At 43.1% G+C, this 16537-nt stretch carries 16 protein-coding genes and 1 pseudogene; 13 read left to right on the top strand and 4 right to left on the bottom strand.

The genetic code is table 11. The features are described 5' to 3' along the window. The first annotated feature begins 423 nt into the window (after positions 1 to 423). The 7 genes and pseudogenes from GQR42_RS14510 to GQR42_RS14480 all read left to right on the top strand — a co-directional run bounded on the left by GQR42_RS14510 (position 424) and on the right by GQR42_RS14480 (position 9757). Entirely contained in the window at positions 424 to 5256 is a 4833-nt protein-coding gene (locus GQR42_RS14510) for a DUF4347 domain-containing protein (protein WP_158200488.1), read from the top strand. A 192-nt stretch (positions 5257 to 5448) separates the two neighbouring features. Further along, entirely contained in the window at positions 5449 to 6078 is a 630-nt protein-coding gene (locus tag GQR42_RS14505) for a PEP-CTERM sorting domain-containing protein (protein ID WP_158200487.1), read from the top strand. A 286-nt stretch (positions 6079 to 6364) separates the two neighbouring features. Continuing rightward, positions 6365 to 6835, top strand: a pseudogene (locus GQR42_RS28830) (hypothetical protein); the annotation flags it as partial. 70 nt (positions 6836 to 6905) lie between these two features. Beyond that, complete coding sequence (locus GQR42_RS14495) at positions 6906 to 7823, top strand: GNAT family N-acetyltransferase (protein WP_158200486.1); 918 nt, start codon at positions 6906 to 6908, stop codon at positions 7821 to 7823. A 315-nt stretch (positions 7824 to 8138) separates the two neighbouring features. Beyond that, a complete protein-coding gene (gene ureA / locus GQR42_RS14490) occupies positions 8139 to 8441 on the top strand; it encodes an urease subunit gamma (protein WP_151696325.1) in 303 nt (100 codons plus the stop codon). A gap of 19 nt (positions 8442 to 8460) precedes the next feature. Next, positions 8461 to 8787, top strand: coding sequence for an urease subunit beta (gene ureB, locus GQR42_RS14485; protein WP_158200485.1), 327 nt, complete (start codon positions 8461 to 8463; stop codon positions 8785 to 8787). An 82-nt stretch (positions 8788 to 8869) separates the two neighbouring features. Further along, entirely contained in the window at positions 8870 to 9757 is an 888-nt protein-coding gene (locus GQR42_RS14480) for an S-methyl-5'-thioadenosine phosphorylase (RefSeq protein ID WP_158200484.1), read from the top strand. A 191-nt stretch (positions 9758 to 9948) separates the two neighbouring features. On the opposite strand, the gene GQR42_RS14475 is transcribed toward GQR42_RS14480, so the two are convergent. The 4 genes from GQR42_RS14475 to GQR42_RS14465 form a co-directional block, all read right to left on the bottom strand. Further along, on the bottom strand, positions 9949 to 10905 hold the full coding sequence (locus GQR42_RS14475; RefSeq protein ID WP_158200483.1) for an RNA polymerase sigma factor, RpoD/SigA family: 957 nt from the start codon (positions 10903 to 10905) through the stop codon (positions 9949 to 9951). Positions 10906 to 11408: 503 nt separating this feature from the next. Beyond that, positions 11409 to 11552 (bottom strand): hypothetical protein, encoded by a 144-nt coding sequence (locus tag GQR42_RS14470; protein ID WP_199273367.1) that lies wholly within the window; start codon positions 11550 to 11552, stop codon positions 11409 to 11411. 455 nt (positions 11553 to 12007) lie between these two features. Next, on the bottom strand, positions 12008 to 12142 hold the full coding sequence (locus tag GQR42_RS29550) for a hypothetical protein (RefSeq protein ID WP_257792580.1): 135 nt from the start codon (positions 12140 to 12142) through the stop codon (positions 12008 to 12010). Next, on the bottom strand, positions 12139 to 12468 hold the full coding sequence (locus GQR42_RS14465) for an NAD(P)H-quinone oxidoreductase subunit M (RefSeq protein ID WP_002738864.1): 330 nt from the start codon (positions 12466 to 12468) through the stop codon (positions 12139 to 12141). The genes GQR42_RS29550 and GQR42_RS14465 overlap by 4 nt, the downstream gene beginning before the upstream one ends. 194 nt (positions 12469 to 12662) lie before the next feature. Between GQR42_RS14465 and GQR42_RS14460 the strand changes: the two genes are divergently transcribed. The 6 genes from GQR42_RS14460 (at position 12663) to GQR42_RS14435 (ending at position 16207) form a co-directional block, all read left to right on the top strand. Further along, positions 12663 to 12932 (top strand): hypothetical protein, encoded by a 270-nt coding sequence (locus tag GQR42_RS14460; protein WP_233271018.1) that lies wholly within the window; start codon positions 12663 to 12665, stop codon positions 12930 to 12932. Positions 12933 to 12950: 18 nt separating this feature from the next. Further along, the gene (rpsO, locus tag GQR42_RS14455) at positions 12951 to 13220 is read left to right on the top strand and encodes a 30S ribosomal protein S15 (protein WP_002738807.1); all 270 of its coding nucleotides are present in this window, start codon (positions 12951 to 12953) and stop codon (positions 13218 to 13220) included. Between the two features lie 24 nt (positions 13221 to 13244). Beyond that, positions 13245 to 13709 carry a PAM68 family protein gene (locus GQR42_RS14450; RefSeq protein ID WP_158200481.1) on the top strand — a complete coding sequence of 155 codons (465 nt, stop codon included), beginning with the start codon at positions 13245 to 13247 and terminating at the stop codon, positions 13707 to 13709. Between the two features lie 60 nt (positions 13710 to 13769). Then, positions 13770 to 14825: a 3-deoxy-7-phosphoheptulonate synthase gene (aroF, locus tag GQR42_RS14445; RefSeq protein WP_158200480.1), complete on the top strand. Its 1056-nt coding sequence runs from the start codon at positions 13770 to 13772 to the stop codon at positions 14823 to 14825. A gap of 64 nt (positions 14826 to 14889) precedes the next feature. Beyond that, the gene (locus GQR42_RS14440; RefSeq protein WP_158200479.1) at positions 14890 to 15543 is read left to right on the top strand and encodes a Uma2 family endonuclease; all 654 of its coding nucleotides are present in this window, start codon (positions 14890 to 14892) and stop codon (positions 15541 to 15543) included. Between the two features lie 7 nt (positions 15544 to 15550). Then, positions 15551 to 16207: a Uma2 family endonuclease gene (locus GQR42_RS14435; protein WP_158200478.1), complete on the top strand. Its 657-nt coding sequence runs from the start codon at positions 15551 to 15553 to the stop codon at positions 16205 to 16207. The last annotated feature ends 330 nt before the right edge of the window (positions 16208 to 16537 follow it).

Genomic DNA, 16537 nt, shown 5'->3' with positions numbered 1-16537 from the left:
CGCCTCTTCGCAACAACCCGCTAAAATTGTCATTATCAGGGAGTAATTGAGAACCGAGAAAACGGGTTTCTTAAAGAAACCCGTTTTCTGGACTTATGGCGATTGATTTTGCTCAATCTGATGGCTTGAGTCAAGTTAATCAGGTGGCTGGTGCGAGAAATCAAGGTTTAACCGCACCGAATTTAATTTGATTTTCTCTGATTCATGAATAAACCTGATGATAAGCATATTTTATATTCTATTGACGGTAGAAAAAAACGCTTTCAAAATGGTAGAGACGGTTAATTGATGATTTGACAGTCTTCAAGCCTAACCTCGACTGGCTGCGGTTGCGGAAAACAGGCTGACTCGACTGAATAAATAATATTGAAGCAGCTTGTGGGCAATGTCCACCCTACACCACTTACCAGGAACCCTTGCATTATGTCTCGCCAAACTAATCTCAACCAGTCCGTAGTTTTCCTCGATGCTGGTATTACCGATTATCAAACCCTCCAAGCTGGGGTAATTCCAGAAGTCGCCACCGTTATTCTCTCTGCCAAGGAAGACGGAATCGAACAAATCACCGCTTTTTTACAACAAAATCCCCAGATTACCACCATTCACCTCGTCTCTCATGGTGCGCCAGGATGCTTATATTTAGGGAATTGTCAACTTAATTTAACAAATATTTACGATTGCCGCCAACAGTTACAGAATTGGGCAAAGATTAATCGTATTCTACTGTACGGTTGTCAGGTAGCGGCGGGAGATGCAGGAGAAGAATTTATTGAGAAGTTGCATCAGTTGACAGGTGCGACGGTGATGGCTTCAGCGACACCTACGGGAAGTAGTAAATGGGGAGGAGATTGGGATTTAGAGGCAATAGTTTCTCGCACTGAAAGTGAGCAAAATTTGAATATTTCCTTGGCGTTTGATGGGGAGACTTTAGCGACTTATGAGGGAGTATTTGCTCTTTCTTTAGTTGGAAGGTGGGATCGTTTAAGCTATGCTAAGGCGGTGACAGTAGTAGGTAACTACGCCTACGCGGTGGGGGATACACTGGAAATCATTGATATTAGTAATCCCAGTGACCCGATTTTCAAGGGGAATTACGATATTTCCGATGGTCAAGATGTACAAATAGTCGGTAGCTATGCTTATGTAGCTGATTTGTATTCAGGACTGACAATCATCGATATCAGTAACCCAGATACTCCCACCTTTGTCAGTAATTATGATACTTCTGCCAATTCTTATGATGTGGAAATAGTAGGCAACTACGCTTATGTGGCTGATGGAGGGTTGCTAATCATCGACATTAGCAACCCAGCCGCTCCCACTTTTGTGGATATTGCTTATACTTCTGACCTTCCTTATGATGTGGAAATAGTCGGTAACTATGCTTATGTAGCTGATTATTGGTCACCAGGACTGCAAATCTTCGACATTTTCAACCCAGCCGCTCCCACTCTTGTGGGTAATTATGATACTTCTGGCAATGCTGAGGATGTGGAAATAGTAGGCAACTACGCTTATGTGGCTGATGGAGGGGGTGGACTACAAATCATCGACATCAGCAACCCAGCCGCTCCCACTCTTGTGGGTAATTATGATACTTCTGGCCTTGCTTATGATGTGGAAATAGTCGGCAACTACGCTTATGTAACTGATTATTTGGATTGGTCAGGACTGCAAATCATCGACATCATCGACATCAGCAACCCGACTACTCCCACTCTTGTGGGTAATTATGATGGTATTGGCTATGCTTATGATGCGGAAATAGTCGGTAACTACGCTTATGTGGCTACTAATGGGGTTTCATCACTGGAAATCATCGATATCAGTAACCCAGCCGCTCCCACTTTTGTGAGTAATTATGATCCTTCTGGCAATGCTGAGGATGTGGAAATAGTCGGTAACTACGCTTATGTAGCTGATGAGTCTTCAGGACTGCAAATCTTCGATATCAGCAACCCGACTACTCCCACTCTTGTGGGTGATTATGATGGTATTTCTGTCTCTGCTTATGATGCGGAAATAGTCGGTAACTACGCTTATGTGGCTACTAATGGGTCTTCATTACTGACAATCATCGATATCAGTAACCCAGCCGCTCCCACTTTTGTGAGTAATTATGATACTCCTTTTTATGGCCTTGCTGAGGATGTGGAAATAGTCGGTAACTACGCTTATGTAGCTGATTATTGGTCAGCAGGACTGCAAATCTTCGATATCAGCAACCCGACTACTCCCACTCTTGTGGGTAATTATGATGGTATTTCTGGCTATGCTTTAGGTGTGCAAATAGTAGGCAACTACGCTTATGTGGCTAATGAGGTTTTAGGACTGCAAATCATCAACATCAGCAACCCAGCCGCTCCCACTCTTGTGGGTAATTATGATACTTATGGCAATGCCTCAGGTGTGGAAATAGTCGGCAATTACGCTTATGTAGCTGATGGGCAGTCAGGACTGACAATCATCGATATCAGTAACCCAGCCGCTCCCACTTTTGTGAGTAATTATGATACTTCTGGCTTTGCTTCTGATGTGCAAATAGTAGGCAACTATGCTTATGTAGCTGATGGGTCAGGACTGCAAATCATCGACATCAGCAATCCAGCCGCTCCTACCCTTGTGGATAATTATATTACTTCTGGCTATGCTGAGGGTGTGGAAATAGTAGGCAACTACGCTTATGTAGCTGCTGGTGAAGACGGATTCCAAATTATTGATGTGAGCGACTTCAATAACCCATCGCCTTTACCAAGTGTCACCTTAGCAGTTTCCAGCACCAGTGTTACTGAAGATGGAACAACTAATTTAGTTTACACTTTCACCCGCACAGGAGACACAACCAATCTTTTGACGGTCAATTTTACAACAGTCGATGATACAGACTGGTGGAAAACAGCCATCTTTAATACAGATTACAGTCAAACTGGTGCAGCCAGTTTCCCAAGTTTCCCAAGTGAAACAGGGACAGTGACTTTCGCTGCTAATTCTGCGACTGCAACTGTAACAATTGACCCCACAGCAGATACCACAGTTGAAGATGACGAAACCGTCAGCTTAACCCTCACTTCTGGGACTGACTATACAGTTGGGACAACTACTCCAGTGACGGGGATGATTCTCAATGATGATACCAGTGTTACTCTTCAGGTTGTTCCTAGTCTTGTTACCGAAGATGGGACAAGCAACTTAGTTTACTACTTCTACCGCGACGGTGTAACAACCAATGCTTTGACAGTTAACTATACAGTTGGGGGTACAGCTACCTTTAATACAGATTACAGTCAAACTGGTGCAGCCAGTTTTACCAGTACAACAGGGACAGTTACTTTCGCCGCTAATGCTACTACTGCTACCGTAACAATTGACCCGACAGCAGATAATATGGCTGACCCGGATGAAACTGTAACTTTAACCCTCGCGACCGGGACTGGTTATACAGTGGGGACGACCACCACTGTGACGGGAACAATTAATGACGATATCAACCCCCCTACCCCCACTTTCATCAGCAAATATGATACTTCTGGATGGGCTTTTGGTGTAGAGGTAGTGGGAAATTACGCTTATGTGGCTGACTATAATTCAGGACTGCAAATAATCGACATCAGCAATCCCGCATTACCTACTCTTAAGAGTAATTATGATACTGACGACGCTTGGGATATCGAAGTAGTCGGGAATTACGCATATCTAGCTGATGGGGGTTCAGGACTACAAATCATCGACATCAGTAATCCTAATAATCCCACTTTCATCGGTAATTATGACAATTTTAGTGCAGTCGTTGATGTGCAAGTAGTGGGGAATTACGCATATTTGGCTAATGGGAATTCATTACTGCAAATCATCGACATCAGCAATCCCACCAACCCCACATTAAAAGGCAGTTATGATGATAGTTCTGGCTTTGCTGATGGTGTACAGGTAGTGGGTAATTATGCTTATGTGGCTGATTATTTTTCAGGACTGCAAATCATTGACATCAGCAATCCCACCAACCCCACATTAAAAGGTATTTACGATACTCCTGGCTATCCTCGTGACGTAGAAGTAGTGGGAAATTATGCTTATGTAGCTGATTATAATTCAGGACTGCAAATCATCGACATCAGCAATCCCACCACCCCCACCTTAAAAGGCAGTTATTATGGTTCTGGCGAAGCTACTGATGTGCAAGTAGTGGGAAATTATGCTTATGTAGCTGCTGGGTATTCAGGACTGCAAATCATCGACATCAGCAACCCTACTAATCCCACTATAAAAGGTAATTATCAAAACTACTATGACTATGCTTTTGATGTGAAAGTAGTCGATAATTATGCCTATGTGGCTGCTCGTGCAGGCGGATTGCAGATTATTGATGTGAGTGACTTCAATGATGTCAATGAATCTCCCACAAATCTCACCCTATCCAACAACAGCGTCGCGGAAAACTCACCCATCAATACCCCCATCGGTAACTTCACCACTACTGACCCCGATACCGGTAATACCTTCACCTATGGCTTAGTTACTGGTATAGGTTCCACTGATAACAGTCTCTTCACCATCGACGGAAACCAACTCAAAACTAACGCTATTTTCGACTACGAAACTAAGAATAATTACAGTATCCGGGTTAAGACTACAGACCAAGGCGGTTTATTTTATGAAAAACAACTCACCGTCAGTGTTACCAATATTCGAGAACAAGGGATCTCTATTGATAAAAACGCGATTACTTTCGGGACTCCCCTCTCACAATATCGTCAAGGTTGGAGTAACAGTAACCTAGTTCGTCCCAAATTTGCTGATACATTCCGATACATTGACATCACCAATACAGGAGTTAACGCCGAAGATATTCTCGCCATTTCCAACATAGAAGTTAAAGCCTCCAATGTTACCACTAACGCTGATTTCAGTCAGGGAGATATCTTACTCAATCCGGGACAAACTTGGCGTGTTCAATTAACTTATGCACCCACCGCAGCGCGAGAAAGCTTTAACCTCAATGATGGTTTAGTTATTCACAGTAACGCTATCAATAACACAGCCTATAATGTCGCCTTAACTGGTAAATCAACCTTTAACAGCGATATTACTTACAATGGTAAAGTAGATCGGGGTGACTTAGCACCATTACAAGCCGCTTTCAACAGTAGTATTGGTAGTCCTAAATACGATCCCACTGCTGATATTAATGGAGACGGTGGAATCAATTTAGGTGACTTCTTAGTCTTAAATTCTGACTACGGACTAAGCTTGTTCTAACCTAATTTATAGCAATGAAAAGTGTAGAGTTTAGGGTGCGTTAGGTCAAAAAAATAAAATTAACAATCCGCTGTAACGCACCACCTCTATCATTCAATTTATGCGTTACCCTATCGCTCACACAGCCTACGAGTGCCACGAGTAATCTACAACCTGATTTAGTCTTATCCATTCACAAATTGACAGAAAATTATGCCTAATTTAGCCGTTGAATTTAATCTGAGGGAAGACATCGCAGGAACCCCCAGTGGATTCCTTAATCAAAATAATCCCTTAAATATAGGCGATCGCTTTTTTGTTCAAGTCTTAATGAGGGATATTCATAGTAATCCTATCGGATTAACTGGTAGTGCTATCAATCTCAATTTTGAAGCCAACAAAATCCAAAATATTGACATTCCTTTTAATCCAGTTGATGATAACAGTCCCTTAGTTACTGCTAACTTTACTCTCTTTCGGGGAGGAACCTTAAATAACATTAATGGGACAATTACCGACTTAGGGGGAGCATCTTTTCCTGATGCCGGTTTAGGTTCAATCTTGGGACTGAATCAACTAGAACAATTTAGCTTAATGCACTTTCAAGTTATCGGAAAAGGTAGCTCTAATTTAATCCTAAATGTAGATTTGAGTCAAACAAATTTTGCTGATGGAACCTTAGCCGCTAATGATCCAACTAATCTAAGTCAATTAATTCAAATTGTCCCTATTGTCCCCGCCAATGACCCTGTAACTATACCTGAACCCAGTCTAAATATAGGTTTATTTATCCTACTAGGCGTTATACCTGTTCTCAAGAAACAGTATGCCAAAAGAGTGTAGATTGCCTGTTTGCGGCTATCAATTCCGTCAAAAAAACACGCATCAACAATCCGCCGTAACGCACCACCTCTATTATTAAATCGGTGCGTTACGCTATTGTGCTTCATACCCTACGGGTAAGCAGACAACTCCAATGAACCAAACAACCGCTAATTATGATGAACCTTGGAAAGAAGCATTAACCTAGAAAACGGGTTTCTTGAAGAAACCCGTTTTCTGAAAAAGCGTTTCGCTGACAAACTCTATTGTTATCAGTTACCAGTTATCAGTTATCAGTGACTAACCGGAAGCAAGTAGCAATCCCTTTGCTATAATAGTCATGGCACACCTGAAAACGAAAGCGACTACAGGGAAGCTGCCACAACGGGAACAGTGGAAATGGAAGTTAATCAGGGGGTTGTATGAGAAAGAGGTCGAGAGGGAGCAGATAATTAAGCTGTTTGAAATCATCGACAATATGATGACTTTATCAACTGAATTGCAGTTAAGTTGAGAGAGTAAAATCAAACAATTTGAGGAGGAAAGAACCATGTCTTTAATAAGTAATATGGAGTTACGAGGAAGGAAAATTGGGGCGTTAGAAAATAGCCGGGATGACATAAAAACAGTTTTAACTGTGCGATTTGGAGAGATTTCTTCAGAAATTGAAGAGATAATCGACAAAATTACTAACCTTACTATCTTAGAAGAGCTACTACAATTAGCAGTTACCGCCAATTCTCTTCAAGAATTTAAGCAGTCTTTAACAAGAATTTAATAACGTCTTTTGCTGTTATAATTGCCTTAAATGTTAACGGTAATTTTGATAAAAAAAGAAACTAAGTTTTATGTCTTACCTCCAACGACTTGCCACTCCTAATGATAAAAACGCACTCGCTTCTCTCTGGCGTTTTTTTGCTGTTGAACGGGAAAAAGCTGATCCGTCAATGGGAATTAAATCTGATTTTGATTTTGCCAAATATGTCGGCTATCAGTTGAGCAAACCGCTCTCTTTCTGCTTTGTTTTAGAGTACGAACAGGAGTTAGTTGGATTTCTCTCTATTTACTTTTATGATGAAGCACCTCCGCCGCAAATTAAGGAAGAATTGGAGATGCTAGAAAATCCATTTATCCCGCGTCGAGTTGGAGCAGTATTGGGTTTATATGTGGAAAAAAAGCACCAGCATCCGCCAACAATTAAGCTTTTAATTGACGCAGCTTTAAAGAAAGCAGCAGAATTACAAGTAACTGATATAGATCTATTAGTTTCTATTGAGCAGACAGGAATTCACGCTTTATTAAAAAGGTACGGCTTCACCGAATCAGCCATTCAATATACTAAACACTTTCAAGTTACTGGAGACAATTTACCGAGTTTACATCCCGCTTTTGGGGAACACCAGCAGCTTGATCTTGCTACCAACCAAGCAATTCCTTTACGAGACCCGCTGACCAATGAAATAGCCAAAAATCTACAAGGAGAAACGATTTATTTAGAACCCCTACAAGATGCAGCGGGCAAAATATTAAAAAGTTCTCGCGGCTTACCTATTTATCCCCTTCCCTTGCGAGATCCCCAGACACACAAATGGGTATTTGATCAAACAGGAAAGTTAGTCCTATGTCCTGTATTGCGGAATGAAAAAGGAGAAATTATTGAGAGGGATGGACTCCCTCAATTTCAGTCACCAGTATATGAATATGAAACTGGAAAATTGTCTCTTAAGCGAGATGAAATAGGAAATTATTGTTTTGCTAAACCTTAAGATAACACCTCAGCTATCTGAGTGGAGCTTAGCGAAACGAAGAATCTCCCAGAACATTAGACCTCAACCTAATATTATCTTGAGACTATCGAATCAAAATATCCAAAACCTCAGATAAATTTGACATAATCTTAGGTTTTATGGATATTGTAGTTGTCTCTTGTCTTTTTTCTCCTCCTGTCTCGCAGTTTCCTCACCTAACGGAAGATTTTTGATTTTTGCAGAAGATCTAATAAATTTTCACAACTCGATCGCTACAACTATCCGGCCAACAACTACAATAACTCTAGCATCTGTGTCAAAAAAGGCCTATCTATGCAACTTTCGCCCCAAGAAAAAGATAAATTACTCATTTTCACAGCGGCACTGCTCGCCGAAAGACGCAAAAATCGCGGTATCAAGTTAAATTATCCCGAAGCGATCGCCTATATTAGCGCCGCCATCCTCGAAGGTGCCAGGGAAGGTCGTAGCGTGGCTGAATTGATGAGTTACGGCACGACTTTATTAACTCGCGAGGAGGTAATGGAAGGTATCCCGGAAATGGTTACGGAAGTGCAGATCGAAGCGACTTTTCCCGATGGTACTAAATTAGTTACCGTTCACAATCCCATTCATTAACAGGAGATTTTTAGCAGTTATGATTCCGGGAGAAATTATCACACCATCTGGAGCGATCGAGATTAATGTCGGTCGCGAGACCCTGCGTATTTCTGTGGCTAATACAGGCGATCGACCGATTCAAGTGGGTTCCCACTATCATTTTTATGAAGTTAATCAGGCACTGGAGTTCCAGCGCGAATTAACCAAAGGAACCCATCTGAATATTCCCGCGGGTACATCAGTTCGATTTGAACCGGGAGACACGAAAGAAGTGGAATTAGTTGCCATTGCGGGAACTGAAGAAATTTATGGCTTTAATGGTTTGATTAATGGTTCCCTCAAGGGTAAGAAAAAGAAAAAGTAAGGCCTTGACGGAAAAATTATCACAGTTTTATCGCTCAATTATGGTAACATCAAGGCAACGATAACTAATTCTTTCCAAGACTATGACGACGGTAAAAATTGGCATCATTGGCGGCAGTGGTTTGTATAAAATGGATGCCCTCAAGGATGTGCGGGAAGTATCCCTCGATACTCCTTTTGGTTCTCCTTCCGATGCTTTAATTCTCGGGACTTTAGAGGGAACCGAAGTCGCCTTTTTAGCGCGTCATGGCAGAAGTCACCATTTTTTACCGACCGAATTACCCTTTCGAGCTAATATTCATGCCCTCAAACAATTAGGAGTTGAATATATTATTTCTGCTTCGGCCGTTGGTTCCCTAAAAGCGGAAGTTAAACCCCTAGATTTAGTCATTCCCGATCAATTTATTGACAGAACTAAAGAGAGAATGGCGACTTTTTTTGGGGAAGGAATTGTTGCCCACGTCGCCTTTGGTGATCCCGTTTGTCCCCAATTAGCAAACATTTTAGGGGATGCCGTCGCTAGTTTAAACCTACCGGAAGTTACCCTGCATCGGGGTGGTACATACCTCTGTATGGAGGGACCGGCTTTTTCTACCAAAGCGGAATCAAATCTCTATAGAAGTTGGGGTGCAACCGTGATCGGTATGACCAATTTAACCGAGGCAAAATTAGCCCGAGAAGCGGAAATTGCCTACGCTACCTTAGCTCTAGTTACCGATTACGATTGTTGGCATCCCGATCACGATCATGTCACTGTGGAAATGGTGATCGAAAATCTACACCATAACGCTATTAATGCCCAAAAAGTTATCCAAGAAACGGTGCGCCGTCTGGTAGCTAATCCTCCCGTTTCTGCCGCTCATTCTGCCCTTAAATACGCTATTCTTACCCGTCTAGATTCTGTTCCCGTCGCCACTAAAGAAAAATTAGCTCTCTTTTTGAAAAAATATCTTGAAGAAATAGAGAAATAGTCGAGAAAAGTCGCCGATGAACCTAGAAATGGGTCATTTTTCTCGCTGTTATCCAGACGATCAATTTGACCCTTAACGAAGGCAGGGGGCAGGAGGCAAAAGGTAAAAGGCAAAAGGCAGCTTTGTTCTCCCCACACCCGACACCCCACACCCCACACCCTGTCCCCACGAAAAACTTTTTGCCGCAAACCCTAACTAGCTAGATATTCTCTGATGTTGCCCCTGCGTTTTCTTAATTTAGCGATCGCTTCTCGTTCGATCTGACGGACGCGTTCACGACTGATATTGAGTCGAACTCCTATTTTCGCTAAGGTGAGGGGCTGCCCATTATCTAAACCAAAACGCAGAGAAATCACTTCTTTTTGTTGAGGGGTGAGGTCTGCCATCAGTTTTTCTAAGTCCACCTGGAGGGAAGAATGGGCAGTGTAATCTTCCGGGGAAAGTCCCGTATCTTCCAAGAGTTCCCCTAATTCCGTGTCTTGATTGTCCCCCACCTTTAAGTCAAGGGAAAGGGGTTGACGGGACCTTTCCAAGTAGTCTCGCACCTGTTTGGGAGTTAGGTCTAATTCCTCGGCTAATTCGGCAATGGTGGCAGCGCGACCTTTATCTTGAGCTAGTTGACGCTGGGCCTTTTTGATTTTATTCAGTTTTTCGGTGATGTGGATGGGCAGACGGATGGTGCGACTTTTTTCTGCGATCGCCCGGGTGATGGCTTGCCGAATCCACCAATAGGCATAGGTGGAAAAGCGATAGCCTTTAGTGGGATCGAATTTTTCCACACCTCTTTGCATCCCAATCGTTCCCTCTTGGATTAAGTCCAATAGATCTAGATTGCGTTTTAGGTATTTTTTAGCGACGGAAACCACTAGACGCAGGTTCGCTTCTACCATCTTGCGTTTGGCGAAATCCCCTGCCCCTAATTCTCGACGCAGTTGTTCTTCACTAATTTCCGCCGCTTCTGACCACTGGCGATCGCTAGGTTCCCCGCCGAGTTTAGCTTTTAGGGATTCCTTGATTTTTTCCAGAAAAATTAATCTTTGTACCTGTTTCGCGTAGAGAATTTCTTCTTCATGGCTGAGAAGGGGAACTCGGCCAATTTCTCTGAGATAGGCGCGAACTGGATCGGTGGGGTTTTTCGAGGTTTTCATGAGTGCGCGTCGATTGAGGGTTGATATTCAGGGATTGAGGGCGTTTTTCAGATCGCTTCCCCAGGGGCAGTTAAGGAGATGCTATCAGGGTTTTTTCTAGTTTTGTAAAGAGATCAGTAAGTGATTACTCAAGGATAGAGAGGAATTTAATTGACGATTTAATTGCCTCTATAGTCCTGTTTTCAGCTAGATATAGAGTTTTTGGGCATAAATGGCAAGTAGTAAGAACCTTGGTTATTTAACTAATATTACAACAATTATTAAATATTGTAAAGTTTATGAGAGAAAAAAATATCCCTCTCAGGAACGCACCGATGAAGAGGAGGTTTGAGTATCTCTACTCATAGATTACCCAGAGGTTTCCCATCAGGATGCAATCTAGATGACAAAATGTGCAATTTTCTCATCTAGCGATCGCAGCATGAGCGGTGAGGGGAGTGGGAAGTATTTTCAGTCAACAGTGAACAGTAAACAGTAATCAGTAATCAGTGAACTGAAAACTCTCAAGAAACACATTCACCAGTAGAGGAATGAGGAACGGTTTTGAAACCTAGAGCCTGAGCCTTTTTCTCAAGATAAGAAAGGGTGCGTTGACGATACTTTTGTTCGTAAGCATCAATACTGGTAACAACATAACCGGGCTGCATCTCAATTTGGTCGAAATATCTATCTATATGACAGGGCGCACGCAGTTCGATCAACTCACTGACCACAGTGCGCCCCTACCATTGGCGCAATAATATTATTGTCGGGGCGAATTGCCTTCGCCCTCTTTGAATAACTTCTGCTGCTTACCATAAGTAAGTACCTAAGCAAAATTAATTACACATCTAAGCCGTCAGACTTCGGCGTGAGATCAGTAGTTCCACCAGGGTGAGAGCATCTCAAACGCTATTGACAATTGGCCAATTTTGTGATCTGCGTGGGCATTTTAAGTGATACCATTCAATCAGAATAGTTACGAAATCGAGCCATTTGATCGCAAATTCTCCTCAAATATGCCTGAATCGTGGGTAAGCAACTCAGATAAAGTTCCGAAAATTTTTTGATTTATGCAAGAAATCTAAAGATGTTAGTACGGCTCAAATTTTATGAGAATACATTAAGCGACTACCAAAACCAAAAGGGTAACAGGCAATTCGTCGCTCACCCGCAAGGGGTGAAACTCCTCATTGCCGCGATGCAACTTCCCCACCCCGCTAGGAGTCCTGGTGGGGACTGACGCAGGATTGTTCACCCTAATTTCGGTAAACCCATACTATAGTTCTGCACTCTGGCGTTGAGATTATAGCTAATTTCCCCTTTTTGCAGGAGAGAACGGATAAAATGTTCTAGATCTGAACCGATGCGACGGAGATTATATTCGCTCAGTTCTTCCCCATTGTAGGATTCTACCAATTCATCGAACTTACTATAAACCTTATTGAGAGCCACTTCTTCCCAATTAAATTCATTATCGGGATCCACATCAAGAGTCAAGACATTGTTACTCTCGATTAATTGATTATTTTTTACTTCAGCCGTATAAATGCGAATATGACGGGTCGTGGATTTTAACAGCATGGAATCTTCAAGGTAAGTTAGACGCTATCTCTAAGATTTTGCCATGATTTGCGGCAATGGGGAAATGGGGTGTGGGGTGTGGGGAAGTGGGGAAGTGGGGTAGATAGGGAAGTGGGGAAGTGGGGTAGATAGGGAAGTGGGGAAGTGGGGTAGATAGGGAAGTGGGGAAGTGGGGTAGATAGGGAAGTGGGGAAGTGGGGAAGTGGGGAAGTGGGGTAGATAGGGAAGTGGGGAAGTGGGAAATGGGGAAGTGGGGAAGTGGGGAAGTGGGGAAGTGGGAAATGGGGAAGTGGGGAAGTGGGAAGTGGGGAAGTTGTCTCATCACCCCAAAACCCTATCACCCCAAAACCCTATCACCCCAAAACCCTATCACCCCAAAACCCTATCACCCCAAAACCCTATCACCCGAACAATGTTTACGGATCGACCGGAAACGTGATACTATGATAGGTTGCAGTGTTTAAGCAGAGATCACGAGTCCTATGGCCTTAACCCAGACCAAAAAACAAGAACTAATCAGCCAATATCAGGCCCACGAAACCGATACAGGATCATCGGAGTTACAGGTAGCTTTCTTAACCGAGAGAATCAACCAACTGACCGAACACCTGAAAGCTAACCCAAAAGACCACGCTTCCCGCCGGGGATTACTCCAGATGATCGGTCGTCGTCGGGGACTGTTAACCTACATTCAGAAGAAAGATCAACAACGTTATCAAACCCTGATTGGTCGTCTCGGAATTCGCCGTTAAGCTTACCCCCTTTGCATCCCTACCATGGCCTCTGAATCGAAATCGACGGAGAAAAAAGAGCGTCTCCCCTTTGAGCCGCGCCAAAATAAGCGAAAACCCCCGAAAATTGCCCCTAGTCCCGTGCCACCGCCCCTAAAAAATCGCTCCGAGGAAACCAGCTTAAAGGCGATTCCCCAAGTGGTCAGTCAACGGATGGCCAAACGGATGGCGGTATTTTGTGGCATTCCGACAGTATTGGGGATAACTTCCTTTTTTGGCTTCTACTGGATTATTAGCCACAATCTTCTCGAAATCCCTTCCTACGTCGCCATGCTCGTCAGTTTAAGCCTATTTGGTCTAGGTTTCATCGGTCTGAGTTATGGCATCTTCTCCGCTTCTTGGGATGAGGATCGGGTGGGGGATTGGCTAGGATGGCAAGAATTTCAAGCTAATTTTGGCAGAACGATCGCCGCTTGGCGGTCGGGCAAAAAAGAAGTGGAAGAAAAATAGACAACCGCTAGAAATCGTCAACAATAGAGATTAAAGGAAAAAAATAACAAGGTTAATGCCATGATTGTTGTCATGAAAGTTGGTTCCCCGGAAATTGAAATCGAGCGCATCGGTGCCGAATTCGAGGCATGGGGATTAAGTCCCGAAAAAATCGTCGGTAAGCATAAAGTTGTCATCGGTTTAGTCGGAGAAACCAGGGAATTAGACCCCCTACAAATCCAAGAATTAAGCCCTTGGATCGAAACCGTCCTGCGAGTCGAACAACCCTTCAAACGCGCCTGTTTAGAATACCGTCACGGGGAATACAGCGAGGTTTTAGTCCCCACTCCTAACGGTGTTATCCCCATCGGCAGAAATCATCCCGTTAGCATTGTCGCCGGCCCCTGTTCGGTGGAAAATGAGGCCATGATCGTGGAAACTGCCAAACGAGTGGCGGCAGCCGGAGCGCAATTCCTCCGCGGTGGGGCCTACAAACCCCGCACCTCTCCCTATGCGTTCCAAGGTCACGGGGAAAGCGCTCTAGAATTACTAGCGGCGGCTAGAGATGCCAGTGGTTTGGGTATTATCACGGAAGTAATGGACGCGGCGGACCTCCCTAAGATTGTTGAAATAGCCGACGTGGTGCAAGTGGGGGCCCGCAATATGCAGAATTTTTCCCTCCTGAAAAAAGTTGGGGCGCAACCGAAACCAGTCCTACTCAAGCGCGGCATGGCGGCTACTATTGAAGATTGGTTGATGGCGGCAGAATATATCCTTGCGGCAGGAAATAGCAATGTTATTCTCTGCGAACGCGGTATCCGCACCTTTGACAGTAAATATACCCGCAATACCCTAGATTTATCCTGTATTCCCGTTTTAAGAACTTTAACCCACCTGCCGATCATGATTGATCCTAGCCACGGTACGGGTAAATGGGAATATGTACCGACCATGGCCATGGCTTCCCTGGCAGCCGGGGCCGATTCCTTGATGATTGAGGTACATCCTAACCCGGCGAAAGCCCTATCTGATGGGCCGCAATCTTTGACTCCGGACCGGTTCGATCGATTAACTCAGGAGTTAGCTGTCATTGGTAAGGCGATCGGGCGTTGGCCCCAGGTTCCAGCACTGGTTTGATAAGATAATAAGGGGGTGAATCAACCCCCTTTTTTGGGCATAAATTTCGCTTTTCGGGGCAGTTATGGTGACGATTCCTCTGGAGTTCAATACCGAGCAAATTAGGGGTGAGAAACGGCTAGTTTTTTATCATCTCAGTTGGTTATCCTATCAGCAAATTTTACAAGCACTAGGAGAAAATAATTGCGCTCATTTATTTTATGATCGTGGCACTTTAGAGATTACTATGCCCCTAGAAGAACACGAGTTTTATCGAGAATTAATCGGACGTTTTATCTATTTTTTGGTGTCCGAATTGGGTTTAAAAATTAAAAGTATGGGTTCCACAACTCTAGCTAGGGAAGATTTAGAACGAGGAGCAGAACCGGATAATGCTTACTATATTCAAAATCAAGCCAAAGTGCTAGGAAAAAGGATTAATTTAACTGAAGATCCGCCCCCAGATTTAGTGGTGGAAGTGGATATAACCCACACGGATATTAATAAATTAGCACTTTATGCCCGTTTGGGAGTGCCGGAATTATGGCGTTTTAATGGAGAAATCTGGCGCATTTATCGGTTAGAAAAGGGGGTTTATCAGGAAGAAGAATTTAGTCCCACTTTTCCCCTAGTTCCCAAAACTAAACTCTATGAATTTTTAGCCACTGCTAAAGAGGATGAAGTGAGGGCAGAAAAGAATTTAAGAGCATGGTTTGTCAGTCAACTAGCTAAAAGTTGAGGTAATTATGGTGACAGTTCCTCTGGAGTTAAATACTGAGCAAATTAGGGGCGAAAAACGGGTAGTTTTTAATCATCTCAGTTGGCTATCCTATCAGCAAATTTTACAAGCAATAGGAGAAAATAATCGCGCCCATTTATTTTATGATCGTGGTACTTTAGAGATTACTATGCCCCTAGAAGAACACGAGTTTTATCGAGAATTAATCGGATTATTTATTCGGATTTTGGTGGTAGAATTGGGTTTAAAAATTAAAAGTCTGGGTTCCACAACTCTAGCTAGGGAAGATTTAGAACGAGGAGCAGAACCGGATAATGCTTACTATATTCAAAATCAAGCCAAAGTGCTAGGAAAAAGGATTAATTTAACTGAAGATCCGCCCCCAGATTTAGTGGTGGAAGTGGATATTACCCACACGGATATTAATAAATTAGCACTTTATGCCCGTTTGGGAGTGCCGGAATTATGGCGTTTTAATGGACAAATTTGGCGCATTTATCGGTTAGAAAAGGGTGTTTATCAGGAAGGAGAATTTAGTCCCACTTTTCCCCTAGTTCCGAAAACTAAACTCTATGAATTTTTAGCCACTGCTAAAGAGGATGAAGTTAAAGCAGAAAAGAATTTAAGAGCATGGGTTGTTAGTCAACTAGCTAAAAATAATTAACTAGGGTTTGCTGAAAAAGTTTGTTGGTGGGGTTAGGAGACAGGAGACTCCGAGACAGGAGAATTAAGAATGAGTAATAATCAATTAAATGGTTTATTTAGGGATTTTATGCCAGTTAATCCTCCTTTTTGACGTTTTTGAATCCTCAAAAATCAATTATGCGAGAGGTTTATTGTTACCCATCAAAAAAACAGGGAATCTCAACCGTTAAGTTAACACCAGTGAAGCCTTGCGCCCAAAATTCGAGGCTGTGAACATCAGTTAACTTTTATCAACGTCCAGACTAGACTTTCATGGGTTGGGAGTATCATCGAAGTATAAATACTTAGT

It is taken from the genome of Microcystis aeruginosa FD4, assembly GCF_009792235.1.
Classification (GTDB): Bacteria; Cyanobacteriota; Cyanobacteriia; order Cyanobacteriales; family Microcystaceae; genus Microcystis; species Microcystis viridis.
This window is presented reverse-complemented; position numbering and strand designations above follow the sequence as displayed.

Excerpts from the sequence above, each read along its gene's own strand:
- GQR42_RS14510 (WP_158200488.1), top strand. The coding sequence starts at position 424 with ATGTCTCGCCAAACTAATCTCAACCAGTCCGTAGTTTTCCTCGATGCT.
- GQR42_RS14505 (WP_158200487.1), top strand. The coding sequence starts at position 5,449 with ATGCCTAATTTAGCCGTTGAATTTAATCTGAGGGAAGACATCGCAGGA.
- GQR42_RS14495 (WP_158200486.1), top strand. The coding sequence starts at position 6,906 with ATGTCTTACCTCCAACGACTTGCCACTCCTAATGATAAAAACGCACTC.
- ureA (WP_151696325.1), top strand. The coding sequence starts at position 8,139 with ATGCAACTTTCGCCCCAAGAAAAAGATAAATTACTCATTTTCACAGCG.
- ureB (WP_158200485.1), top strand. The coding sequence starts at position 8,461 with ATGATTCCGGGAGAAATTATCACACCATCTGGAGCGATCGAGATTAAT.
- GQR42_RS14480 (WP_158200484.1), top strand. The coding sequence starts at position 8,870 with ATGACGACGGTAAAAATTGGCATCATTGGCGGCAGTGGTTTGTATAAA.
- GQR42_RS14475 (WP_158200483.1), bottom strand. The coding sequence starts at position 10,905 with ATGAAAACCTCGAAAAACCCCACCGATCCAGTTCGCGCCTATCTCAGA.
- GQR42_RS14470 (WP_199273367.1), bottom strand. The coding sequence starts at position 11,552 with ATGCAGCCCGGTTATGTTGTTACCAGTATTGATGCTTACGAACAAAAG.
- GQR42_RS14465 (WP_002738864.1), bottom strand. The coding sequence starts at position 12,468 with ATGCTGTTAAAATCCACGACCCGTCATATTCGCATTTATACGGCTGAA.
- rpsO (WP_002738807.1), top strand. The coding sequence starts at position 12,951 with ATGGCCTTAACCCAGACCAAAAAACAAGAACTAATCAGCCAATATCAG.
- GQR42_RS14450 (WP_158200481.1), top strand. The coding sequence starts at position 13,245 with ATGGCCTCTGAATCGAAATCGACGGAGAAAAAAGAGCGTCTCCCCTTT.
- aroF (WP_158200480.1), top strand. The coding sequence starts at position 13,770 with ATGATTGTTGTCATGAAAGTTGGTTCCCCGGAAATTGAAATCGAGCGC.
- GQR42_RS14440 (WP_158200479.1), top strand. The coding sequence starts at position 14,890 with ATGGTGACGATTCCTCTGGAGTTCAATACCGAGCAAATTAGGGGTGAG.
- GQR42_RS14435 (WP_158200478.1), top strand. The coding sequence starts at position 15,551 with ATGGTGACAGTTCCTCTGGAGTTAAATACTGAGCAAATTAGGGGCGAA.